Raw genomic sequence first — 22,331 nt, forward strand, 5'->3', positions numbered from 1 at the left:
GGAGAGAACTTACCGTCTTTTATTTTTTATATGCCTGCGCGTACGTAGTATTTGTTTTAATACCGTATAAAATATAATACATATACATCCACATTTATGATATGTATCACATGAAATATTGATATTATTTATTCTGTATTCAATTTGGAGACATGGTCGATACATTAAAAAATGCCAATAATTGTCTATCCATCGTCATGGATGGTGCCATGTAACAATGATTCTGATAACCTGATCAAGAACTCAGTCTCGCTGGGCGGGACATTAAATTTGTTGATTGGCCTGCTTCATGACGCTGGTAACACGCCCCCGCCTGCTTTTGGTTGAAGATGACCACGCAACTACGGATTACGTGCGGCAGGGACTGGAGGAAAGCGGAATTGACGTGGTTTGTGTCGCTAACGGGACCGATGGATCGCAGCATGCCCTGTCGCAAACGTGGGATATCGTCATTCTGGATCGCATGCTGCCTGGTCTGGATGGACTGACAATTCTCATGCGCATGCGCTCTTATGCCATCATGACGCCAGTCCTGTTCCTGACGACGATGGATGGCGTACCAAGCCGTGTCGCCGGTCTGCGGCATGGTGCGGATGATTACATGATCAAGCCATTTGCATTACGCGAGTTGGTCGCGCGCGTGCAGGTACTGCTTCGTCGATCATCTTCCTTCCAGCATACAACAATAATGAATGTGGCTGACGTTGAACTCAATCTGCTGACGCTTGCAGTGACACGGAATGGCGAAAAGGTTCTTCTGCAGCCTCAGGAACTAAAACTTCTGGAATATTTCATGAGGAATGCAGGCACGGTGCTTTCCCGGCAAATGTTGCTGAAGGATGTCTGGCATATGGATTTCCCGGTTCGTACGAACATCGTCGAAACGCATATTTGTCGTCTGCGGGAGAAACTGGGGCAGGATGGCCAACCTCTGATCCACACCGTCAGGGGTAGCGGTTATGTCATGAGTGCGTGACTCCCTGGCGGTATAGGATGATCTTGCATGCATGCCCGGTTCGGCCATCCTGGATGAGATAGGTACGCAAGCAGGATGACCATGGCGTGTAGGCAAATGCCTTTCGGTCCGACATCGTAGTCGGCCATTAATGATCGCAGCGACAACGGAATAGAGATCACTGCGCATATAATTCGCGTCCCGCAGGAGAAGCGGGGTTCCCATAGCCGCCTTGGGAAAGTATTCAAGGAAGTTGATGCCCACTATCTATTGCCGGGATAGCATAATCCCACAGACCTATTTCTATGTAATATTATATTGTTTTTGTCACGATATAAATGAAATGCAAGTCGCATGCAGAGCACTGAAACGACTGCCTTTGATAGCACAATTACAAGAAGTACATTCACGATATCATTCCATTCGTTCAATATACAGAAATATTTAATACATTATGTCTGTACCCCGAATATCCGGCCGATGGCAGCCGTCACGGCCATCGCTACGATGCCCCAGAATATGACCCGCATTGCCGGACGCCATGGTGAGGCCCCACCTGCACGCGCACCCACGACTCCCAATACCGCCAGACCAATCAGGGATACAGCGGATACACTCCACGAGACCACGCTGGCTGGCGACAGCAGGGCTGCCAGCACGGGCAGTATGGCACCGGAAGAGAATGCGCTAGCCGATGCAAAGGCGGCCTGTACCGGACGCGCCGCTGTCGCGTCCGAAATGCCGAGTTCATCGCGGGCGTGCGCCCCCAGTGCATCATGCTTCATGAGCTGAAGGGCAACCTTGCGTGACAGAATATCATCCAGGCCACGCTGACGGTATATCCCGGCCAGTTCGCTCACTTCAGCGTCCCAGCTACTGCCAAGCTCCTTTTTTTCGCGGGCGAGGTCAGCCTTCTCAGAATCCGCCTGCGAGCTAACGGACACATATTCCCCCGCGGCCATGGACATGGCCCCGGCAGCCAGACTGGAAATTCCAGCCAGCAGGATGCTCCCCTGTGTCGCATGGGCGCTGGCAACGCCGATGATCAGGCTGGATGTTGACAGGATACCATCATTCGCCCCCAGAACAGCGGCCCGCAGCCAGCCCAGACGGGAGGTCGCGTGGATTTCTTTGGGGCGCAGCGGTATTTTACTTTCCATATTCATCGGATACATTCCCTGTCAGCAGCATTCTCTGAAAAACATTGTCCCGGAGAATGAAGTAATGAAAACACGCGGCCAGCGCATGACCCGTGGCAAGCACGATGATCAGCCAGCCATTCCACTGGTGCAGCCAGTGCAGAATGCCGACTGTCGATGTCGGAAACCTGCCAAAGGGCGGCATGATCTGGATGGACAGGAAACTCATGGCCTGCCCATTGCCCCATCGCCACAGATACCCAAGGAGGATTTCCAGCAGGACTAGCCCATACAGGCTGTATTCCACGTAGCGCGCCAGCATGGCATCAAGCCAGCGATCGGCGGCGCGGATCTGCCGCCCCCAGCCTAGTCGCCATAGCAGGCGTGCGGGAAACAGAACGCTCAGTACCATGCCTGCCGTCAGGTGGGTCACCACCAGTTGATGGTGTAGCGGGTTCCGGAACAGGCCCCATAAATTCGCGGTTGCGAACTGCAACATGATAATGGCCGTGCATCCCCAGTGGAAAATGATTGTTGGTGCGTCATAACGTGCTGGGGAAAGGCCAGATTTGTATTTCATCCGAACGATCATATCACTCAAACATGACGCGAACCTGAACGATTGGCCGCCTTGCCGATACCTGCGGCCTGTTGGTGTTCAGACTGTAAAAAAAGAACGGAGATGGTAAACCCACGACGACACCGGCAGCGAGCAAGGAACCTGTATCCAGATAACTGTGTGGCGCCCGTCACCTAATGACATCGCAGAATATGTGCAAGCTACGGCCATTTTCGGTAAACCGGATCGCAAATGTGATGGACTGAGCGTGTTTCCCCATTATGGAATGGCACGCTTCCCCTGTGCGATCCGGTTCGCCAGATCGCCCCATAGGCGTGCTGTTGCAAGGTTGATGTCTGCCTTTACCGAAAAAGGAGACTGGGTGCGTGAGAAAGGAGAGAGGGACATCCGTTCGCCGATAACGAAATGCCCTTGTGAAAACAGCATGATGGACAGCGATCCCTGCTGGCCCTGCCCGATGGGGCGCATGACGGCAATACGCATATGGGGCGGCGGTATCGCAATGGTATGGAAAGCGCGTAGTTCTGCATCCCCCGAAGGACAGGCTACGCTCTCCAGCACCGCATCACGCAGGACGGAATGGGGATATCCGCCATACGTGCCGTCGACATGCAGCCGGATACCCTGTTCCACTGTCTCGCAAATACCGTTTGTTTCTGTTTCTGTTTCTGTTTCTGTTTCGGCGCGCGCCACACAGCCGGATATGCTGACTATCATCAGGATTGCCAATCCGTAATGCACTATCGATCTCATAATATTTGTCCGGCCTCCTGGCACCTGACCCTGGCCATGCCATCATGCCGATGCTCGCTGTTCTTGTAACACGCAGACATGACGTGAACCTGAACACGGAAAATAAGGTCACGGGGGAGACGCTGCTAGCAAGAGATCAGCCGTTATGAGCAATGGTAGGGCCGCCAATCCTTGTAGCAGGCAGCATGGTACTCAGTATTACCACGCATGCCGGCGATCATTTTGTGCAGGCAGCCAAAGTGAAAAGTCTGAATTGTTTTCCATAGAAGCGGCAGCCGCGATAATTTATTTTCCGCTATGTGTTTTCGTCCATCGCCAAAGCAGAATAGACACCTTTTTATGACCTTCAGGCATATTTTTTAAAAATAATAAATTAAATTACGAGAACGATATAATATCACAATTCTCTTTTATTCACATTGTGTCTTTAACAAAAACATCATGTTGTGGAAAGAAGACCGGGTATATGATATCTGTCTGGATTACGACCTTTTTTACGATAATATGAGAAACATTTGCGACCGTGCGAACTGACATCACGCAGGATTCCGGCGGTTTGCGTTACCCGATTGTTCCGGCGTGTATGTGAGGGAATTTTCTTCTGGGGCATCGGTGGTTTCATCTCCGTTGCGGGGCAGGCCCAGACCGCCATTGCGGGTGGGCAGGCCCATCTGGGCGCCAGTACACCTTTCTTGGCCCAGATTGACCCGGCGACCGTGCGTGATTCCTGGCAAGCAGGCGCAATCACGACCAGCCACAGCCAAGATACGCCGTCTGCCGGTGGGAGCCTGCTGGGGAATATGGGGGGACTGCGTCCATGGCTGGCCCGCTACGGCCTGACGCTGAGCATTCAGGACGTCAACGAGTTATGGGGTAGCGCCACGGGCGGGATCGGCAGTACCAATGGCGATGGCAGGGGATCGGGCACGGGCCCTTCCTATATCGGCATTACCATGCCGACCCTGATGGCGGATCTGGAAAGGATGATCGGGCTTAAAGGCGCGACAATCAACATCAGTGCCCTGCAGATCCGGGGACGTGCCGTCACTCAGGACCATCTGGGCAATTTCAACCCCATCAGCGGATTTGAGGCGGATCGCTCCACCCGCCTGTTTGAACTTTGGTACCAGCAGTCCTTTCTCAGGGGCGCGCTGGACGTCAAGATCGGCCAGCAGGATCTCGATACGGAATTCCTGATCAGCGATTACGCGTCCCTGTACCTCAACGCCAATTTCGGATGGCCAATGGGTCCTTCGGTCAACCTTTATGCTGGCGGTCCTTCATGGCCGCTTGCAGCTCCCGCAATCCGGTTGCGCTACCGACCCGGTGAAAAATACACATTCATGTTCGCGGCGGCGGATGACAATCCGTCGGGTAATCAGGATAGCAGTGTCTTTGGCGTGACCGGAAACCCGGCGGACCCCACCAGCCAGACCATAAGGGATGGAAGTGGCACGCAGTTCAATATGGGAACCGGCGCGCTACTGATTACCGAAATTCAGTATGCCTTCAATCCTCAATCTGGCGACAGTGGACGCGCGGCCAGTCATCCGGGCCTGTCAGGCGTTTATAAACTTGGAGGCTATTATGATACGGCACGATTTCCGGATTATCGATATAACACACAGGGACTGTCTCTTGGCGCGGATGGTGGTACACCCCGCTGGGATCGGGGAAACTGGCTGATTTACGGGATAATCGACCAGTTGATCTGGCGTCCGTCGCCTGATGCATCACGCGCACTTGGCCTGTTTGTCCGGGCGACGGGTAATAGTGGTGATCGCAATATCATAAGCTTCGCCATTGATGCCGGCCTTAACCTGAAGGCGCCCTTTTCAGGCAGGACGAATGATACACTTGGTCTGGGCTGGGGTATCGGTCGCGTCACATCAGGCGTGCGTGCCTATGATCGCGCGCGCGGTGCCCTGGTGCAGGGAAACGAAAATCATTTTGAACTGACCTATCAGGCCCAGATCACACCATGGATGGTCGTGCAGCCCGATTTCCAATATGTCCTGAACCCCTCGGGCGGCACGGGAGATCCATCCTGTCCGACGCACCGGATTGGTAATGAAGCCGTATTCGGGTTGCATACCAATGTGAATTTCTAGGGCGTGTCGTCAGTTAGCATCTGACGGCATGAGGCTTGTACTCCCGTTTGATCTGTGATGTTTTCTCCCTGTTTTCAGGGAGAGAATGAATGCGACGATATGGCCTGAGTGACAGCCAGTGGGAACGGATAAAAGATCTTCTCCCGGGTCGTGAAGGCCATGTCGGCGGAACGGCTGCCGATAACCGTCTGTTTGTGGAAGCGGTTCTATATCGTTACCGTGCCGGCATTCCTTGGCGTGACCTGCCTGTCCGTTTTGGTGACTGGAAAAACGTCCACCGGCGACTGCGTCGCTGGTGCGAAGGCGGCGTGATCGAACGGATTTTCCGGCATCTGGCCGCCGATCGTGACAACGAATATATGATGATCGACAGCACGATTGTCCGGGCGCACCAGCACAGTGCGGGTGCCCGTAAAAAAGGGGCGCGGATCAGGCTATCGGGCGGTCCCGTGGCGGACTGACTTCGAAAATCCACGCTATTGTCGATGCTGCAGGAAAGGCGGTTGTCCTGTCCCTGACGCCCGGTCAAAGAGCGGACATCACGGAAGCAGGTCCCCTGCTGGATGAAGTCGACCCTGCAGCTTTTATCGCCGACAGGGCTTATGACGCCGATCCGCTTATCGAAAAGATCGAAGAACGGCAGATCACACCGGTTATCCCTTCAAGGAAAAACCGACGTAATCCACGAAAAATCAGCTTCCTGCTTTACAAAAACAGAAACATCATTGAACGCTTCTTCGCCAGGCTGAAGCAGTTCAGGGGCGTTGCAACACGCTACGACAAGCTGAAGTCAACATTCCTCGCAGCAGTGCAACTCGTTTCCGCCATCATCGGAATTAACTGACGACACGCCCTAGATGAACCTGGAATGAAAAGGCGGGACAACACAGTCTGGTCGGATCTTTTCAAAAAAACCTTGTACAGAGTGGTTCAGAATGTTACGCTGCTATGCAGACCGAAGATGGCTTCGTCATGCACATGCTGCCCTTTATTATCGAGAACACCACCACTGGGCGATATGATGCCCTGAATATCAGGCTGAAGCATGAACCATGGCGTGATTGGGATCTGATAGGTCAACTCCAGATGATATTCGGTGCCCTGCATGGGCAGGCCAGAACGCCGGTCCGCCTGGGCAAGATAGGGACTAGCCGCCCCCAGGCCCGCACCAAACCCCGCCATGTCGCCTGCACGTCCAAACGGCCCCTTCAGGGACAACCCAGCATCTGCGGCATAGACGATCTGGTTGCGGTCGGTGTCCGCTGTCCAGTTCCCCCGAATGAAAGCGTCAAGCTCCGTTATTCGCCCGAAATGCTGCAGCGTCTGATCCGCAATGGCGTAGACGGCCCAGTTGGTTTTATGGTTTTTTCTGAGATCGGACTGGTCGGGAAAGCGTCCGGTATCAAAGTAACCGCCAAGTTTATATGTGCCCTGCCTTCCGTACAGGGTCCGCCGGTACTGGACCTCCCCGAAGAAAAGAGCGCCCGTGCGGAAACTGAAGCGCGTGCCACCGGGGTCGCGGTTTTGGTTCCACGGGTCCTTCGCGTTGATGAAGGGGCCGCCCACAGGATTGTCATCGGCTGCCGCGAACAGGAAATTCCAGTGTGGGGACAGGGTATAGCGCAACCGTATCGCAGGCGTGGCCACGGGGGAGACGGGGCCTTGGTCATACAGGTCATTATCGGGCATGATGGGCCAGGAAAAGGACGCGTTGAGGAAGTTCAGCCCGACGCTGCTGACCATGAAGTCATGCCCGAGATCCAGCTTGCCAATCCGGAAGGCCAGGCGTTCTCCCATGAATTTCTGGCTGTACCACAGTTCATATAGCCGCCCGTTATCATCCGCTTCGATATTCGATGTCTGGTTGAAAACATACAGGGGCGTATTACTGAATGGTCGCCCACGGATTTCCATGGCGCTGATGTCAAATGTACCCAGTGGCAGGCCCGTCAGGGTGTGCAGATCCGTCACCATTTCAACCGCGGCGGACCCGATGTAGTTGCTGGATGCCTGCGCGCCCCCCACCGGGTTGGACCAGAATTCATTGGTATCCGATATACGGATATCAATTCCCTGTGCCAGCAGCCAGTTCCGTATTCCGCCCCAGTTGCCGGACAGATGGGTGCGCGGGTCAATATGGTCGGGAATATTCTGCTGTGGCGTAACGCCCGCGCTCAGCACGCTTACGGGAACAGGCTGGGCATATGCAAAAGAGCAGGTTTTCAATAATATGATTGTATGTAACCATATATGATGATTATGCCAGATGCGCCTCATTTTTCGAAAAAATATCGTATAATAAAATCTAAAACAAATTATTTATTGAACAATTCTTTTCATTAATTCAATATATATTTTGATAAGTGGAATAGCTTCGTTATGTCGGAATTTATACGAAATGCGCTTTAACAGGCAATGCATATTAGCGCCTTTATTGTACATCATGCATACTCCTTCATCTTCCCTTAACACGGTTTAGGCTGGCACGAGTTCTGCCTTGACATGACGTACAACGGGCGGCACATGCCAGCGGCCCTGTTCCACATCCGCGATCTCGCGGTCGATCTCGGCAATGACCTGGCGTGAAAACGGGCCAAGATGCAGGTAAAGCGCGCTTGTCATCACCACATAGGGCAGCGCGCGCGGGTTATGCAGGGCGCAGTCCAGCATCATGCGCCAGAACTGCCCGGCCGTTCCCGGCCCCGCACGGTGGATGCGGAACATGAGCCGGACAAAGCTGCGCAAATCACCCTTTATCATCCGGTGCGCGCGCTTGCGCCCGAGCATCCGGCCCAGCCTGCGCACGCGGCCGAAATAGGCGACTGGGTCATAGATGGCCGCAAGCACCGTCCTGTAATCGTTCAGCACGTCGCGACGCGGGCGTTTTGTCTCGAAATTCAGCCCCGCCGTGCATTGGTCGCCCGACTGCGTCTGTTCACTGCCGGAAAAAAGGCGGCCTTCCGCCAGCAGGCGCCGCGTCAGCTGCGTCGTGGGCAGGGCGTAAAGCAGGCCGACCATGCAGACTGGGATGGACGTATCCTCGATACAGTCGATCATGCCCTGGGCGACACTGCCCTTTTCGCTGTCGAAACCCACGATGAAGCCCGCATTGACGAAAATCCCGGCCTTGTGGATTGTCTCGATGCTCTGCTGCAGGCTGCGCCGCGTGTTCTGCTTTTTCTGCATCAGCACGAGGGAGTCTGTATCCGGGCTTTCGATGCCGACGAATATGGCGAAGAAATTGGTATCGGCCAGGCTGCGCAGCAGGTCGGCATCATCGGCAAGGTTGATCGATGCCTCGGTCGAGAACTCGAATGGAAAGTTCTTCTCGTTCTGCCAGCGTTTCAGGTCGGGCAGGAATTTCTTGAGCGCCTTCTTGTTGCCAATCAGGTTGTCATCGACAAAATCCACATGTCCGCGATAGCCAAGCGCGTACAGGGCATCGAGTTCGGCCATGACCTGCGCATTGGTCTTGGTGCGCGGCACTCGGCCATAGAGTTCAATGATGTCGCAGAACTCGCAACTGAACGGACACCCACGCGAGAACTGGATGCCAACATGTAGGTACTGGTCAAGCTTGAGCAGATCAAAGCGCGGCAACGGACTTTTTGTAACATCCGTCTTGCCCATTGGTGCTTCAAACACGCCCTGCCGCGCACCGCTGCGCCAGGCCGCGACGAAATCATCCATGATTTCCTCGGCCTCGCCCAGTACCTGAAAATTGGCGGCGCTGTAAAGCGATGGGCTAGAGGTCACGTCGGGGCCACCCACCACCACCGGCTTGCCGCGCGCGCGGCAGGTCTCGATGATGTGCAGCGCATCATTGCGCTGCGGCAGCATGCCGCCGGTCATGACCATGTCGGCCCAGTCGTAATCGGCATCCACAAGGTCTTCGGTATTGCGGTTGACCAACCGGACTTCCCAGTCCCGGGGCAGGAGGGCTGCGACCGTGACCAGGCCAAGGGGGGCCGCCGGATAGCGTGCGCCCGCAAGATCGCAGGCTTCCTTGTAGTTCCAGAATGAATTGGCGTTGAAAAGCGGGAAGATCATCAGGACCTTGCAGGTTTCGGTCATCATGCAAGGATCCATTGCTGCAAGGACTGGTCATGATCAAGACAGATGCCTTCCCGTCCATTTCGAGACGTGGCAGCCTCAGGCAGGGCGCAACTCGACTGTAAGGGTAACATGGGGTGAACCCCTTTCGTAGTGGTGTCGGTCAGGTGGGCCGGTACAATATCGGTGACCGCCACTATTGCTTTTATCCTGGTAATCTCGAACGACCGTGGCCAACGGCATGAGCAGGCTATGATGCCCAGGCACATCAAGGCGGTATAGGAAGATCGCTATATGCGAAATCAGGACACGGTGTTTGTCTTCACGTCAGGAGGGTGTTGACCACAAGAACCTTGGTAGTTTCTTGTGGATCGTGACGGATTTTACTGTTTATGGAGGTTTTCAATTGGAAATATTCCATAACGCTATGTTCATGACAAAGTATTTCTTTTTGTTTTTACAAGAGCTTTGATAAAGCGACAAGATGGTCGCACGAAGATTGGGGTTTATTAATCCAGATCACAGGATCACGGATACGGTAAGCCTGAAGTGTTGCCGCTTTGGCGTTGGCTGGAGCGTAGCAGGCTTACGGCCCCGCAGCATGGCCGCCATCCGCAATCACCACGTTGAACGGTTCCGTCCCGTCCCGTCCCGGCCTCACCGCGCTTCAGGCGGGCGATGGTCCTGCCTGCGCTCGCTATAGCGATCAACGAGGTAATCGGCCCGGTCCCGCAGCAGCCATGTGAACTTCATCAGTTCCTCCATGACATCCACCATGCGGTCATAGAGCGGGGAGGGCTTCATCCGGTCATCATCACCGAATTGCGTATAGGCCATCGGCACGCTGGACTGGTTGGGGATGGAGAACATCCGCATCCATCGGCCCAGAACCCGCAGGGCATTGACGGAATTGAAGCTTTGCGATCCGCCTGAGACCTGCATCACCGCCAGCGTGCGGCCCTGCGTCGGACGGATCGAGCCTTCGGACAGTGGCAACCAGTCGATCTGGTTTTTGAACACAGCGGTTATGTTACCGTGCCGTTCGGGGCTGCACCAGACCTGGCCTTCCGACCAGAGCGAGAGTGCGCGCAGTTCCTGCACCTTCGGATGGGTGGCAGGTACGGAATCCGCCACCGGCAGGCCGGTCGGGTCGAATATCCGCGTTTCCGCGCCGAGGGCTTTCAGGATGCGCTCCGCCTCCAGCACCAGCAGGCGGCTGAACGAGCGTGGTCGCAGCGAGCCATAGAGCAGCAGGATGCGGGGCGGATGGTCAACCCGTGGGTGTGGCTCAAGCCGCGCGAGGTCAACCCGTTCGAGATATTCCGGATGCAGGGCGGGCAGGTCAGGTGCGGTCATGGAGCGGTTCCCTTCATGCGTTACGGGTGGCTGACCCGGGGCAGCCACAGGGCCAGCGCGATGAGCGTGGCCAGCAGGACCGGCGGGGTGATGGCCAGCCCGACCTTCATGTATTGCCCCCACGTGACCCGATGATTCTTGGATGCCAGCACATGCAGCCACAGCAGTGTTGCGAGACTACCAATGGGCGTGAATTTCGGCCCGAGGTCGCAGCCGATGACGTTGGCATAGATCATCAGGTCGCGTGTCAGCGGCGTGATGTCGTGAGCCTGCTGGATCGCCAGCGCCCCGACCAGCACACTCGGCATATTGTTCATGATGGACGACAGAACAGCCGCTAGAAAGCCGGTGCCGATGGTGGCCGTGAACGTCCCTTGATGACCGAGCCAGACCAGTGCGGTCGCAAGATAGTCGGTCAGCCCGGCATTGCGCAGCCCATAGACCACCAGATACATGCCTAGGGAGAAGATCACGATCTGCCACGGAGCACCCCGCAGCACCTTGCGAACAGAGATCACCCGGCCATATCCGGCGACGAGCAGCAGGATTGCAGCAGCCAGGCAGGCTACGACACAGACCGGGATATGAAACGGCGCGGTCAGGAAATAGGCCGCCAGAACCAGGGCTAGCAGCGGAAATGCCGCCCGGAATACATGAGGGTCACGAATGGCCGTGGCAGGTGCGGGCAGTTCGGCGACGGGATAGGTCGCAGGCACCTGCCGCCGGTACCACAGCCACAAGACGGCCAGCGTTGCACCAAGTGCTACCAGATCGACAGGGACCATGATCGTGGCATAGCGATCGAACGCAATGCCAAAGAAATTGGCGCTGACGATGTTCACCAGATTGGAGATGACCAGCGGCAGGCTGGTGGTGTCCGCGACGAAGCCGGTCGCTATGATGAAGGCCAGGGCTGCAGTATGGCTCAGGCGGAGCTGAGTGAGGATGGCGATGACAATGGGCGTGAGCAGCAGGGCCGCGCCGTCATTGGCGAAAACCGCTGCAATGGCCGCTCCCAGCACCACGATCAGCGGGAATAGCGTCTGGCCTCGCCCTTTGCCCCAACGCACCGCGTGCAGGGCGGCCCAATGGAAGAACCCGGCCTCGTCCAGCAACAGCGAGATAACGATCAGCGCGATAAAGGTGAAGGTCGCGTCCCAGACGATGTGCCAGATGACCGGAATGTCGTGCCAGTGGATCACACCAGCCGCCAGAGCCACGGCGGCACCTGCCATTGCGCTCCAGCCGATGCCCAGCCCCCGAGGCTGCCAGATGACAAAAACCAGCGTGACAACGAAAATCAGAAGCGCCAGCATCAGACGATCCGCTTTCCGGATTCATCGACGGTTTTCTCGTTGTCCGCTTTGACGAATGCGCCCTGCTGTGGGTTGGGCAGGATGTCCAGAACCGTCTCGGACGGACGGCAGAGCGCAACGCCGAGCGGGGTGACGACGATCGGTCGGTTCATCAAGATTGGGTGTGCGATTATGGCATCGATCAGCGCGTCATCGCTCAGGGCCGGATTATCGAGGCCAAGTTCGTGAAAGGGCGTGTCCTTTTCCCGCAGGACCGAGCGCACCGGAACGCCCATAAGGGCAATCAGATCGACCAGTTCCGCACGATTGGGAGGCGTTTTCAGATACTCGATAATGCGAGGCTCCTCGCCGCTGTTGCGGATCAGTGCCAGCACATTGCGCGACGTGCCGCAGGCCGGGTTGTGATAGATCGTGATGGTCATGAGCAGGATTCGGGGGACGGACAGCAGGAGGACAGGGTCGCGATCAGGGGCGCACAGAGTTCGGGACTGCCCGCACAGCAGTCCCTGACGAGGAAGAGCATCAGGTCCTGCAGGCGAGAAAGACAGGCGCGATAGACGATCTGCCGACTGTGGCGTTGCGCGCTCAGCAGGCCGGCACGTGTCAGGATCGCGAGGTGGGTCGAGATCGTGTTCTGCGGCATATCAAGATGGCGAGCGACATCTCCGGCGGGCAGGCCGTCCGGTTCATGGCGCACAAGCAGGCGGAAGATAGCCAGCCGCGTGGACTGGGACAGGGCGCTGAGCGCGGCAAGGGCCGATTCCATATCCATATATCTTTGATTGTGGATATATAAAATAATGTCAATCCCTGTCCTGGCGCGGGGGGGGGCGTACGTTCATGCATAAGCCATGAGAGCCTGTGTTCCTTACCCTGCTTGCCGATGGAGGCACCATGATAGATCGATTTCCGGCCGCCATCCTGTCAGCCTGCCTGATCCTGACCAGTGCGACGGCCCGTGCGGATCCGCCATGGGGGCATGGCGGTCATGACCGTCGTGGCAGTGGCGGGGCCGTGACTGGCGGCGCTACCATGGCCTGTGGGCACCGCCATCAGGCTATTACTGGATGCAGTCCGGAGCGCAGTACCTGCTTGTGGCGGCGGTAACCGGACTGATCGCGGGCGTGGTTGCTGCCACTACAGGCGTGGCGATGTCTGTACCGGTCGTGCCTGCTTACCCGACGGCGCCCTATCCGGCAGCACCAGCTTATACGCCACCTTATTGAATGGGCCGTTGATCGTGAATGACCTGTAGCCGACCTCGAACCCCTTCGTCCCTTGCGTGGCGACCGCGTCGGCGCCCTTTCCCAGCCGCTGGAGTTCGGCTACCGGGTCGCCCGCAAGCGCACCCACCGCCATGTCGCCGCCACGGCTGAAGAATGGCGCGAATTCCTTCAGCACAAGGAATATCTCGCGGTCATGGGCGCCAGGATTATCCTTCGGCTCGATATAGACCAGCCCGACCTGCCCGGTATAGGTACCACGGTTGAGATCGCCCCCGGCCATGCCAATGCACCAGTTCCGGCGTATCGGTATCATTGAAGATGTCGATCACGCTGAGCCTGCTTTCCTCAAGCCGCAGCAGGGGGCCGGGAAACTGGCCATTATAAAGCGTGGTTGAAATGATGCGCCCGGGGGCAAGTTCGACCTGTCCCGTGGCGATCCGCAGCGTATGGTCCGCTTTTCCACCCATGACGGGGCCAGCGCCACGGCCCCGGCGCGGGATCATGGCCGCCGGCGTCGTTCGTCCGGACAATGCCAGAAAGGAACGGCGATCCAGCATCATGGTAATATCCGATTATGGGCAAACAGGCAGGGTTCCCAACGCCTACAGCGTTGGCCGGTTTCATCGGGCTGGCGCGGGGGCAGGCCGTCCTGTCGCCGGGACCTGTCCATAAATGGACCGTAGCCCGGGCCATGCACACCGGCGCGATGCCGGTCGCCATGTCCGGCGAGGATATAATATTTCCTCATATCGAGAAATTCAGATATGGGAAAAGGCCCGGGACTGGACGCAACGTGGCTGATGTCTTCGCGCGAACGGGCAGGGATGGCTGTTCAGGAGGATGGATGACTGTAGCGACAGATCAGGCCAGGCCTGTGGCGCTGGAGGTACTGGCCTTGCGCAGCGTCCATGGTGGCCCGTTTGCATTCACTGTCCCGGCGGGGGCGTGCGTGGCGATCACCGGGTCATCAGGCAGCGGGAAGTCGGTACTGCTGCGCATGATCGCGGATCTTGACCCGCATGAAGGCGATGCACGCATCGATGGACAGGCCTGCTCGGGCATGCCTGCGGCGCAGTGGCGCCGCCTGGTGCAATATGTCCCGGCGGAACCTGCGTGGTGGTCCGATATCGTGCTGGACCACATGGTGGATACGGACGCGGTGCGCGCGCTGGTCGCGCGCCTTGGCCTGCGGGAAGACTGCCTGCGCTCGCCGCTGTCACGCCTGTCCACGGGGGAACGCCAGCGGCTGTCCCTGATCCGCGCCCTGCTGCTGCATCCCCGTGTCCTGCTGCTTGATGAACCCTGTTCGGCGCTGGATGCCGCCACGACGGACAGGGTTGAAGCCGTTCTTCAGGAGGCAAGGGCGCAGGGGACGGCCATTGTCCTGGTCTCGCACGACATGGGGCAGGCGGGGCGCATGGCCGGGACGCGGTTCCGGATGGCACGGGGACACATGGAAGAAATCGCGCCATGACACCCATAGTGCTGACGACCGGGGACATGCTGGTGGCCGCTGCCCTGATCGCCATCGGCAGCGCGCTGTCGTTCCTGCTGTCGCTGGGGTTGCAGCGGGTGCTGCTGGTTTCCGCCGTGCGCATGGCGGTACAGCTTGCGCTTGTCGGCAGTGTGCTTTTGTTCGTGTTTGGTCATGCCTCCGTGTGGCTGACCATCGGGCTGCTGGCCTTCATGTTCACCGCCGCCGCCCGGGAAGCCGGGTCACGCCAGCAGGTCCGCCTTGGTCTGTGGTGGCATTTCGGGATCGCGGGTGCCTCCACGGTAACAGGGACGGTCATCGTGGTGCTGATCGGGCTGTTGACCGGCCTCCAGCCCCACCCGTGGTATGTGGCCCGCACGGCCATTCCCCTGACGGGCCTGCTGCTGGGCAATGTCATGAATGCAACAAGCCTGTCGATGAATACACTCCTGTCCGCCATCACGCGCGAACGGCAGGCCATCGAGGCGCGGATCATTCTCGGCGCGACCCGCGCGCAGGCAATGAACGGCCTGATTCGCCAGGCCATCCGGACGGCCCTGCTGCCGACGCTGAACCAGATGGCGGCCGCCGGGATCATTACCATGCCCGGAATCATGACAGGGCAGATCCTGGCGGGGATGAACCCCTTGGCAGCCTCAAGGTACCAGGTCCTGCTGATGTCACTTATCGTCAGTGGCAACCTGATCGGCGCGACAGCCGCGGCCTACCTGGCAGCCTGGCGGCTGACGGACAGCCGGGGGAGGCTGCGACTGGAACGCCTGCTTCCCCGATTGCAGAAGGGGTGAGGCGGTGGAACCACGTATCATGGCATGACAGCGCCGATCAGGGTCATACAGATGCGGAGCCTGTTTCCAGATCATGATCCGGGCTGCACATATGAACTAATTGGACGAAGGATAGCGCCGCATCAGCCTGAGTTGCCGCCACCATGCCGTGGCCAGCGCCATTGCGCTGATCGGGACCGCGCCATCGGCCCGCATCCGGGCCGCCAGCGCGAACAGGGCCGCCTGCTTGGCGAACACGCCACGATAGGCATCCCGCAGGCGCATCGTCGGGTCCCAGAACTGGATGGCTTCGGATCCGGCGCCGTTGATTTCGATAATCCGGAACTCTCCGCGTTGCAGGGCCGCCTCGCTGCCAAAACGTACGTCCAGGCGACCGAAATGGAAGCCGTGCATGGAGCGGGCTATGGCATCGACACGGTCTTCAAGGGCAGGGGTATTGAGCCGCATGGCATCCTCATAGCGGCCGCCCACCCGCAGGGACGCGACCGTGCCAAGGATGACGCATTCGCCACGCATCGGAACATGGTCAATCCCTCTGGTGGAAAGGGCGCGCCGGTAATGCCCGATCCGCGAGCACAGCCGTGGGTCGGCGGCCATCAGGGCCGCGATGGAACGCACGCCGTCGCCCGTGACCTGTGGGGAATGCCGGATGGCGAGACCGATAAGGCGGCCATGGGCTTCGGTCGGGCCACGGCTGTAGAACAGTCCGGCCTCAAAGGGGCCGGGCACGAATTCCTGCAAGAGGAAGCTGGCGTCGGGGGGGAAGGCCGCGATGTAGGCCGTCAGCCCATCTACGACATCGATCCGTCGCACGCCATGGCCGCACCAGCCGATATCGGGCTTGGCAACCAGCGGGTAGCCCAGTGTCCGCGCCATGGACGCTGCCGCCGGGATGTCAGCGGGGGAGACGAGGACGGTACGGGCGACCCATGGCGCATGCGCCTGACCGATCCGGGCCAGGCAGGCTGCTTTTGATTCGCCTGCCAGTCCCCCGGTCTCGATCGCCGGATTGACCACCGATGGCAGCGTCAGGCTGCGATAGCGTAGCCCCAGCCATAGCCACTGCAGGACAAGGGGTATACACAATACCGGCTTCGGAAGCCGTTCCATCGCACCAAAGCTGCAGGCGTTGCCAGCATGGTGGGAACAGGCGTAATTCGTGCTGCGTTGGGGCTTCATCATGGACAATCCTATCTTCCCCGCGGCAGTTCGGGATCACGCAATGCAACAGGTGGGGATCACGCTGTTGCGATCAGGCTACAGGTTTGTCTGCCCCACGCCAGAGACCCAGCGCCGCGTCAACGCGCGACCGGGTAATGGGTGGGCGGCGAACCCCGTCGATATCTTTGGCTGGAGCCGGCCCTTCCGGCGTGATGCGCTGCCCGTGTCCCTCTTTGCGCAGGCGACGGAAGCAGGGATGCTTGTCGCTGATAACGGGGCCTGGCGCAGCCGGTTCCGGTTCTCCACGCTGGGGGGCAACGGGTTCTTCCATTCCGCCTTTCCCACCGTGGCGGCGGATGCGGTGTTCTTCGGCCCCGACAGCTACCGGTTCGGCGCGGTGCTGGCGGCCCACCTGCGCTCCGCCCCGCCGCCCGTGCGGGCAGTGGACATTGGCTGCGGCACGGGACTTGGCGCGATCATGATTGCACAGGTCTGCCCGTCAACCGAAGTGGTGATGGTCGATATCAACCCCGACGCATTGCGGCTGGCGCGGATCAACGTTGGTCTTGCCGGCGTCGGCGGCATCATGGCGTGGCAGGGCGATCTCCTGTCGGGGCTTTCGGGTGCATTCGACCTGATCATCTCCAACCCACCCTATCTGCCCGATCCCGGTTGCAGACTGTACCGAGATGGCGGCGGCAGGCTGGGGGCGGGCCTGTCACTGGCGATTGTCAGAACGGCCATGGAGCGGCTGACGCCCGGCGGGACGTTGCTGCTCTATACCGGGACCGCAATCATCAATGGGGACAATCCCTTCCTGCGCGATGTGGTGGCCCTGCTGGATGGCCGGGAGTTTACGTGGGCGGCCACTGAGCTCGATCCGGATGTCTTTGGTGAGGAGCTGGAGAATGGTCCGCTATCCACGGCGGAGCGGATCGCGGTGATCTGCCTGACCGTGACACGGCGATAGCAGGAGAGGAATGGTGTCAATGAACAATATCCTGACGGGCAAGAGTAGCGACCGGGCGCAGCGGGAACTCCATCTGGCACTGGCCGGGCTCAATCGTCTAAGGCTGACGCCGTGCCTGCCCGAGGAGGACGGTGCGGCGGGACTGGATCTGCCCCGTCTGCTGGCGGAGGAAGCGGGTTTTCTGCGCTCCCTGCGCGAACAGGTCGCACCGATCGCCGCCCAGGCTCCCCGGGAGCCCGCGGCTTTCCTCGCATGGTTCGAGGAACTGGAACAGACCGGTCCCGGCCAGCACGACAGCCTTTTCCCCTGGCTGGCGCATGATGCATCCCGTGAGGCCATGTGCTGGTTCCTTGAACAGGAAGCCGCAGGGGAAGCGGGTTTCGAGGACCTGACGGCACTGGTCCAGGTCCGTATGCCAACGCGCCCCAAGTTGGAATTGGCGCGCAATTACTGGGACGAAATGGGTCATGGCCGGGAAGCCGGCATGCACGGTCCGATGCTGGCGCATTTGGTCCATGCCCTCGGGCTGCGGTCCCAATCGGAGACGACGGTGTGGCAGTCGCTGGCCCTAGCCAACACCATGTCCGGTCTGGCCTGCCGCCGGCATCTGGCGTTTCACGCGGTCGGCGCGTTGGGCGTGATCGAACTGACCGCGCCGGGTAGGGCGGCCATGGTCGCGGCAGGGCTGAAACGATTGGGCGTGCAGCCCGATGACCGGCATTATTTCGACCTGCATGCCGTGCTGGATGTGCGCCATTCCGCAACATGGAATGCAGAGGTTATCAGCCCGCTCATCGCGGAAGATTCGCGTCGTGCCCCGGCCATCGCCGAAGGCGCCCTGATGCGGCTGGAATGTGGCGCGGCCTGCTTTCGCCGCTATCGGGATCATCTGGGCCTGAAGTGACCCTACCCCGAGCGTGCCCTCAGTTTTAAGTTAGGGTCTGTGGGTTGCTGTATGCCTTGTCGGTGTGTTGAGCGAAAGCCTCTGGGGTCATGCCCCCGAGGCTGGTGTGGGGCCTGACGGCATTGTGGTCAGGCCGCAAGCCCTTGATGACCGAACGGGCGTGGGCGAGGTTGCGGAACAGGTGCTCGTTGAGGCATTCGTCACGGAACCGGCGGTTGAAGCTCTCGATGAACCCGTTCTGCTGCGGATTGCCTGGTGCGATGTAGTGCCACAGCACCGACCGTTTTTCCTGCCAGGCCTCGATCGCGTTCGAGGTCATCTCGGTGCGGTTGTCACGGACGATCATCATGGGAAAGCCGCGCTGTTCCCCGATCCGGTCGAGTTCGCGGCCGAGCCGTTCGCCTGACAGCGACGTATCCGCTACCAGCGCCAGGCACTCTCGCGTGTAGTCGTCCACCACTGTCAGCACACGGAAGCGTCGTCCGTTGTTCAGCGCGTCCGAGACGAAGTCCAGGCTCCATCGCTGGTTTGGCCCGTCGGGCAGCATCATCGGCGAGCGCGTGCCCATCGCCCGTTTACGGCCGCCATGCTTACGGACTGACAGCCCTTCCTCGCGATACAGCCGGAACAGCTTCTTGTGGTTCATCACCAGCCCCTCCCTGTCGAGCAGGATCTGCAGGCGCCGATAGCCAAATCGTCGTCGCTCTGCAGCCTGTTCACGCAGCCGCCCCCGCACTGTGGCATCATCCGAGCGGCGTGACGCATAGCGCCAGGTCTTCGGATCCATACCAATAAGCCGGCAGGCCCGTCGCTGCGAATAGTCTTTCTCCCGGATCGCGCAGGCCACGGCGTCCCGCCGCAAACCGGGCGTCACGAGTTTTTTGCCAGCAGGCCTTCAGCGTCGAGACGTCCATTACGCTCTCCGCCAGGAGCCGCTTCAGCTTCGCGTTCTCTTCTTCAAGAGCCGTCAGCCGACGCGCTTCCGACACTTCCATGCCGCCGTATTTCGACCGCCAGGTGTAGAAGGTCGCGTCGCTGATCCCGTGCCTGCGGCACAGATCCGCAGCCGTCGCGCCCACCTGATGCTCCTTCAGGATCCCGATGATCCGCTCCTGTGTGAAACGTGCTTTCTTCATCGTCTGTCTCTTATGGACAGACCTTACTTCAAATCGAGGGCATTTCAGGGGGCAGGGTCGATATTCCCGAACTGGGAACACTGGGAAATGGACAGGTTGTTGGGCTCGCAGACCAGGCAGTGAGGAAAGTGGCAGGGTAAAAGCTTTATTCGGGTTGGTCGGATTCATGTCAGAAACGCTCTGTACATGCCTACTCTGGTTGCCATGCGGCATAACCCTGACCTTCGAAGCATCTATTTTACGGCGTGTCGTCAGTTAAGCCCTGAATGTGGCACGTGTGGGTTGTACTTTATGGCTGCGTGTGCTGACTGTTTTCCCAGTTTTGGGGGAGACAGAGGGATGCGGCGCTATGGTTTACGCGATGACCAGTGGGAGCGGATAAAGGATCTTCTCCCCGGTCGTGAGGGTTATGTCGGCGGCACTGCGGCGAACAACCGTCTGTTCGTGGAGGCGGTACTGTATCGCTATCGCGCGGGCATTCCATGGCGCGACCTTCCTGCCCGTTTCGGGGACTGGAAAAACGTGCACCGGCGTCTGCGCCGCTGGTGTGAAAGCGGTGTCATCGAACGGATATTTCGTTATCTGGCCGCTGATCACGACAACGAATACATGATGATCGACAGCACAATTGTCCGGGCGCATCAGCATAGTGCCGGAGCTCTCAAAAAAGGGGCACGGATCAGGCCATCGGACGATCACGAGGCGGGTTGACTACAAAGATCCATGCCATCTGCGACGCTCTGGGCAATCCGGTGGAACTCGGCATCACACCGGGACAGGACGCAGATATCACCCAGGCGGAACCGCTTCTGGAAAACATCGACCCGGATGCTTTCCTTGCTGACAAGGCGTATGACGCGGACAGGTTGATCGATCGGCTGATACAGCGCGGGATTACCCTGGTCATCCCGCCAAAACGCAACAGAACAACACGACGGAAAACCGATTTTTCCCTTTACAGCGAACGAAACCTTGTTGAGAGGTTATTTTCAATAAACTCAAGCAGTTTCGCGCTATCGCAACCCGCTACGATAAACTGAAGTCAACATTCCTTGCAGCCGTGCAGTTCGCCTCAATCATGATCCTGCTTAACTGACGACACACCGTAGCTGGGCACTTTTAAGGTGCGCCTTGGCGAAGCGCTTGCCGACTGTATGGACGAGGTCGGAAGACATCGAGTAGCCGCGTGTATGGCTTGCCCGAGCACCGTGGCTGACATCCTACAGCGCGGGGCACGGCGATCACGGCTTCATGGGACACGAGAGATGGGCGGACGGCCGTGTCGTTGAGACCGTGCGCGACTGGCGTACCGAGGAGATGTCGCTCCACGTCGTGCGCCTGACATATGCCACGCGCCCACGCGTGCGGAACTCGTGCAAAGCTTCATGGTCTACCTGACGAGACGCTGGATCGAAGGTTTCGTCGGAAGAGATGCGATGGACTAAGACCACGAACGTCCGCTCCCGAGCAGGTTAGACGGGCGGCGGCGCGTCTTAGATGAGGGAGATAGCGGACCAACTATATGGAACCAGCATGGTGCGGGTCCGTAGGGCGCCGAGCCTAAGCGCATTGGTGACGACCGTGAGTGGGATGGCAAGAGCGGGGGCCACGATCAGGCGGTGCGTGAAGTCCTTCAGCTCCGAATTGTCGTCAGGCTGTTCGGTCGGTTCCTCCGCCTCCAGCGCAATGCCGCAAAGCGCGCAGTTTCCAGGATGGTCCTGCCGGATCTGCGGACGCATGGGGCATGTCCAGATCGTGTGGCCACCAGTAGGCGGCCAGGCAGCGGTCTGGGGCGCATGGCGGTTCTGATCATGGCAGGCCATATCATGAATCGCCTGGTCGTGGCCCATTCCCTTCTTTGGTTCCATAGTATCGGGGCTGCTCATCGGCTGAAGTGTCATACCGCATATCGGGCATTTGCCAGGATGCGCTTCCCTGATGTCCGGATGCATCGGACAGCTCTAAACGGCACCAGATGTGGACGTATGCTGACCGTCCATCTGCTGTTTTCCTGACATGCGGTCTCTCCCGATGGACGCAACGGGTGAAGACGAGGAAGAAGAGGCGTCTCGGTCAGACATTTAGAATGTCATGGTACATCCGCAGTCGAGCCGAAGGAAGAGTAAAGGGTCTGAAGCCGTTACCCTATTGATTGGATATGAAAACGTGCCTCAAGGAGGCGTCATCGGTGTGGGACCCGATTTGGTCATGGCCAGTTTCTGCGACTGGATCTCTGTCTCTAACCATCAGGGGTTACGTGGCGTCGCCACGCGGGATATACTGTTGGGAGAAGGGCAACGCGGATATGCCGAGCTAGTGTCTGTACAGAAACTGCAGGCTTGTTCTCTACATTCTCTTGTGTCACCCGTTTAAAAAAAGGGGATTAGCGGA

Annotated in this window: 22 protein-coding genes and 1 pseudogene; 9 read left to right on the forward strand and 14 right to left on the reverse strand. The window is 58.6% G+C overall.

The features are described 5' to 3' along the window. The first annotated feature begins 289 nt into the window (after positions 1 to 289). Positions 290 to 976, forward strand: a complete 687-nt coding sequence (locus CFR76_RS10745; protein WP_007396728.1) for a response regulator transcription factor — start codon at positions 290 to 292, stop codon at positions 974 to 976. Positions 977 to 1,407: 431 nt separating this feature from the next. On the opposite strand, the gene CFR76_RS10750 is transcribed toward CFR76_RS10745, so the two are convergent. From CFR76_RS10750 to CFR76_RS10760, 3 genes are all read right to left on the reverse strand, one after another. Next, entirely contained in the window at positions 1,408 to 2,115 is a 708-nt protein-coding gene (locus CFR76_RS10750; protein ID WP_007396730.1) for a VIT1/CCC1 transporter family protein, read from the reverse strand. After that, positions 2,105 to 2,686, reverse strand: coding sequence for a cytochrome b (locus CFR76_RS10755; RefSeq protein ID WP_025440172.1), 582 nt, complete (start codon positions 2,684 to 2,686; stop codon positions 2,105 to 2,107). Before CFR76_RS10755 ends, CFR76_RS10750 begins: the two co-directional genes overlap by 11 nt. A 246-nt stretch (positions 2,687 to 2,932) precedes the next feature. After that, positions 2,933 to 3,427, reverse strand: coding sequence for a hypothetical protein (locus CFR76_RS10760; protein WP_014106858.1), 495 nt, complete (start codon positions 3,425 to 3,427; stop codon positions 2,933 to 2,935). A 569-nt stretch (positions 3,428 to 3,996) separates the two neighbouring features. On the opposite strand from CFR76_RS10760, the gene CFR76_RS10765 reads away from it, so the two are divergent. After that, on the forward strand, positions 3,997 to 5,538 hold the full coding sequence (locus tag CFR76_RS10765; RefSeq protein ID WP_025440173.1) for a carbohydrate porin: 1,542 nt from the start codon (positions 3,997 to 3,999) through the stop codon (positions 5,536 to 5,538). A gap of 89 nt (positions 5,539 to 5,627) precedes the next feature. Beyond that, a protein-coding gene (locus CFR76_RS10770; protein ID WP_095666530.1) for an IS5 family transposase occupies positions 5,628 to 6,382 on the forward strand; the annotation gives its coding sequence in 2 pieces (ribosomal slippage) (positions 5,628 to 5,958 and positions 5,958 to 6,382; 756 coding nt in all). Between the two features lie 86 nt (positions 6,383 to 6,468). Here the strand turns inward: CFR76_RS10770 and CFR76_RS10775 are convergent. The 6 genes from CFR76_RS10775 to CFR76_RS10800 all read right to left on the reverse strand — a co-directional run bounded on the left by CFR76_RS10775 (position 6,469) and on the right by CFR76_RS10800 (position 13,035). Continuing rightward, positions 6,469 to 7,719 carry a carbohydrate porin gene (locus CFR76_RS10775; RefSeq protein ID WP_239020142.1) on the reverse strand — a complete coding sequence of 417 codons (1,251 nt, stop codon included), beginning with the start codon at positions 7,717 to 7,719 and terminating at the stop codon, positions 6,469 to 6,471. 294 nt (positions 7,720 to 8,013) lie between these two features. Then, entirely contained in the window at positions 8,014 to 9,615 is a 1,602-nt protein-coding gene (locus CFR76_RS10780) for a B12-binding domain-containing radical SAM protein (protein WP_025440176.1), read from the reverse strand. A gap of 633 nt (positions 9,616 to 10,248) precedes the next feature. After that, positions 10,249 to 10,947: an arsenical resistance protein ArsH gene (gene arsH, locus CFR76_RS10785; protein ID WP_025440177.1), complete on the reverse strand. Its 699-nt coding sequence runs from the start codon at positions 10,945 to 10,947 to the stop codon at positions 10,249 to 10,251. A 20-nt stretch (positions 10,948 to 10,967) separates the two neighbouring features. Beyond that, the gene (locus CFR76_RS10790) at positions 10,968 to 12,263 is read right to left on the reverse strand and encodes an arsenic transporter (RefSeq protein WP_025440178.1); all 1,296 of its coding nucleotides are present in this window, start codon (positions 12,261 to 12,263) and stop codon (positions 10,968 to 10,970) included. Next, the gene (gene arsC / locus CFR76_RS10795) at positions 12,263 to 12,685 is read right to left on the reverse strand and encodes an arsenate reductase (glutaredoxin) (protein WP_025440179.1); all 423 of its coding nucleotides are present in this window, start codon (positions 12,683 to 12,685) and stop codon (positions 12,263 to 12,265) included. The genes CFR76_RS10790 and arsC overlap by 1 nt, the downstream gene beginning before the upstream one ends. Then, positions 12,682 to 13,035: an ArsR/SmtB family transcription factor gene (locus CFR76_RS10800; RefSeq protein ID WP_025440180.1), complete on the reverse strand. Its 354-nt coding sequence runs from the start codon at positions 13,033 to 13,035 to the stop codon at positions 12,682 to 12,684. The genes arsC and CFR76_RS10800 overlap by 4 nt, the downstream gene beginning before the upstream one ends. Positions 13,036 to 13,300: 265 nt before the next feature. Between CFR76_RS10800 and CFR76_RS18430 the strand changes: the two genes are divergently transcribed. Continuing rightward, the gene (locus CFR76_RS18430; RefSeq protein WP_244151059.1) at positions 13,301 to 13,489 is read left to right on the forward strand and encodes an RcnB family protein; all 189 of its coding nucleotides are present in this window, start codon (positions 13,301 to 13,303) and stop codon (positions 13,487 to 13,489) included. Here CFR76_RS18430 and CFR76_RS18435 read toward each other — a convergent pair. After that, positions 13,401 to 13,769 (reverse strand): multicopper oxidase, encoded by a 369-nt coding sequence (locus tag CFR76_RS18435; RefSeq protein WP_025440181.1) that lies wholly within the window; start codon positions 13,767 to 13,769, stop codon positions 13,401 to 13,403. The genes CFR76_RS18430 and CFR76_RS18435 overlap by 89 nt on opposite strands. Further along, the gene (locus tag CFR76_RS18440) at positions 13,696 to 14,049 is read right to left on the reverse strand and encodes a multicopper oxidase domain-containing protein (protein WP_231289981.1); all 354 of its coding nucleotides are present in this window, start codon (positions 14,047 to 14,049) and stop codon (positions 13,696 to 13,698) included. The genes CFR76_RS18435 and CFR76_RS18440 overlap by 74 nt, the downstream gene beginning before the upstream one ends. Positions 14,050 to 14,333: 284 nt before the next feature. Between CFR76_RS18440 and CFR76_RS10820 the strand changes: the two genes are divergently transcribed. Together CFR76_RS10820 and CFR76_RS10825 are read left to right on the forward strand one after the other, a co-directional pair. Further along, positions 14,334 to 14,963 (forward strand): ABC transporter ATP-binding protein, encoded by a 630-nt coding sequence (locus tag CFR76_RS10820; RefSeq protein WP_025440182.1) that lies wholly within the window; start codon positions 14,334 to 14,336, stop codon positions 14,961 to 14,963. After that, a complete protein-coding gene (locus CFR76_RS10825; RefSeq protein ID WP_010509899.1) occupies positions 14,960 to 15,769 on the forward strand; it encodes an ABC transporter permease in 810 nt (269 codons plus the stop codon). The genes CFR76_RS10820 and CFR76_RS10825 overlap by 4 nt, the downstream gene beginning before the upstream one ends. A gap of 96 nt (positions 15,770 to 15,865) precedes the next feature. Here the strand turns inward: CFR76_RS10825 and CFR76_RS10830 are convergent, their stop codons facing one another. Next, positions 15,866 to 16,951 carry an ATP-grasp domain-containing protein gene (locus CFR76_RS10830; RefSeq protein WP_010509898.1) on the reverse strand — a complete coding sequence of 362 codons (1,086 nt, stop codon included), beginning with the start codon at positions 16,949 to 16,951 and terminating at the stop codon, positions 15,866 to 15,868. A 40-nt stretch (positions 16,952 to 16,991) separates the two neighbouring features. Between CFR76_RS10830 and CFR76_RS10835 the strand changes: the two genes are divergently transcribed. Continuing rightward, the gene (locus CFR76_RS10835) at positions 16,992 to 17,900 is read left to right on the forward strand and encodes a methyltransferase (protein WP_010509896.1); all 909 of its coding nucleotides are present in this window, start codon (positions 16,992 to 16,994) and stop codon (positions 17,898 to 17,900) included. Positions 17,901 to 17,919: 19 nt separating this feature from the next. Further along, entirely contained in the window at positions 17,920 to 18,804 is an 885-nt protein-coding gene (locus CFR76_RS10840; protein ID WP_010509894.1) for an iron-containing redox enzyme family protein, read from the forward strand. A gap of 25 nt (positions 18,805 to 18,829) precedes the next feature. Here CFR76_RS10840 and CFR76_RS10845 read toward each other — a convergent pair. Next, positions 18,830 to 19,940, reverse strand: a protein-coding gene (locus tag CFR76_RS10845; protein ID WP_095666531.1) for an IS3 family transposase whose coding sequence is annotated in 2 segments (ribosomal slippage) — positions 18,830 to 19,694 and positions 19,693 to 19,940 — 1,113 coding nt in all. Because the reading frame shifts where the segments join, the coding sequence is not laid out codon by codon here. 339 nt (positions 19,941 to 20,279) lie between these two features. Here CFR76_RS10845 and CFR76_RS10850 point away from each other — a divergent pair. Beyond that, positions 20,280 to 21,036: pseudogene (locus tag CFR76_RS10850) on the forward strand (IS5 family transposase). 397 nt (positions 21,037 to 21,433) lie between these two features. Here CFR76_RS10850 and CFR76_RS18760 read toward each other — a convergent pair. Then, the gene (locus CFR76_RS18760) at positions 21,434 to 21,679 is read right to left on the reverse strand and encodes a heavy metal-binding domain-containing protein (RefSeq protein WP_007396760.1); all 246 of its coding nucleotides are present in this window, start codon (positions 21,677 to 21,679) and stop codon (positions 21,434 to 21,436) included. Positions 21,680 to 22,331 lie beyond the last annotated feature (652 nt).

Origin of the sequence: Komagataeibacter swingsii (genome assembly GCF_003207895.1) — a bacterium.
GTDB classification, from domain to species: Bacteria; Pseudomonadota; Alphaproteobacteria; order Acetobacterales; family Acetobacteraceae; genus Komagataeibacter; species Komagataeibacter swingsii.

What these genes read in the sequence shown, in the direction of transcription:
- CFR76_RS10780 (WP_025440176.1), bottom strand. Translation starts at nt 9,615, where the DNA reads ATGATGACCGAAACCTGCAAGGTCCTGATGATCTTCCCGCTTTTCAAC.
- CFR76_RS10825 (WP_010509899.1), top strand. Translation starts at nt 14,960, where the DNA reads ATGACACCCATAGTGCTGACGACCGGGGACATGCTGGTGGCCGCTGCC.
- CFR76_RS10830 (WP_010509898.1), bottom strand. Translation starts at nt 16,951, where the DNA reads ATGATGAAGCCCCAACGCAGCACGAATTACGCCTGTTCCCACCATGCT.
- CFR76_RS10750 (WP_007396730.1), bottom strand. Translation starts at nt 2,115, where the DNA reads ATGGAAAGTAAAATACCGCTGCGCCCCAAAGAAATCCACGCGACCTCC.
- CFR76_RS10760 (WP_014106858.1), bottom strand. Translation starts at nt 3,427, where the DNA reads ATGAGATCGATAGTGCATTACGGATTGGCAATCCTGATGATAGTCAGC.
- CFR76_RS18435 (WP_025440181.1), bottom strand. Translation starts at nt 13,769, where the DNA reads ATGGCCGGGGGCGATCTCAACCGTGGTACCTATACCGGGCAGGTCGGG.
- arsH (WP_025440177.1), bottom strand. Translation starts at nt 10,947, where the DNA reads ATGACCGCACCTGACCTGCCCGCCCTGCATCCGGAATATCTCGAACGG.
- CFR76_RS10790 (WP_025440178.1), bottom strand. Translation starts at nt 12,263, where the DNA reads ATGCTGGCGCTTCTGATTTTCGTTGTCACGCTGGTTTTTGTCATCTGG.
- CFR76_RS10835 (WP_010509896.1), top strand. Translation starts at nt 16,992, where the DNA reads ATGCAACAGGTGGGGATCACGCTGTTGCGATCAGGCTACAGGTTTGTC.
- CFR76_RS10745 (WP_007396728.1), top strand. Translation starts at nt 290, where the DNA reads ATGACGCTGGTAACACGCCCCCGCCTGCTTTTGGTTGAAGATGACCAC.
- CFR76_RS10755 (WP_025440172.1), bottom strand. Translation starts at nt 2,686, where the DNA reads ATGATCGTTCGGATGAAATACAAATCTGGCCTTTCCCCAGCACGTTAT.
- CFR76_RS10820 (WP_025440182.1), top strand. Translation starts at nt 14,334, where the DNA reads ATGACTGTAGCGACAGATCAGGCCAGGCCTGTGGCGCTGGAGGTACTG.
- CFR76_RS18760 (WP_007396760.1), bottom strand. Translation starts at nt 21,679, where the DNA reads ATGCGTCCGCAGATCCGGCAGGACCATCCTGGAAACTGCGCGCTTTGC.
- arsC (WP_025440179.1), bottom strand. Translation starts at nt 12,685, where the DNA reads ATGACCATCACGATCTATCACAACCCGGCCTGCGGCACGTCGCGCAAT.
- CFR76_RS10800 (WP_025440180.1), bottom strand. Translation starts at nt 13,035, where the DNA reads ATGGATATGGAATCGGCCCTTGCCGCGCTCAGCGCCCTGTCCCAGTCC.
- CFR76_RS10840 (WP_010509894.1), top strand. Translation starts at nt 17,920, where the DNA reads ATGAACAATATCCTGACGGGCAAGAGTAGCGACCGGGCGCAGCGGGAA.
- CFR76_RS18440 (WP_231289981.1), bottom strand. Translation starts at nt 14,049, where the DNA reads ATGATGCTGGATCGCCGTTCCTTTCTGGCATTGTCCGGACGAACGACG.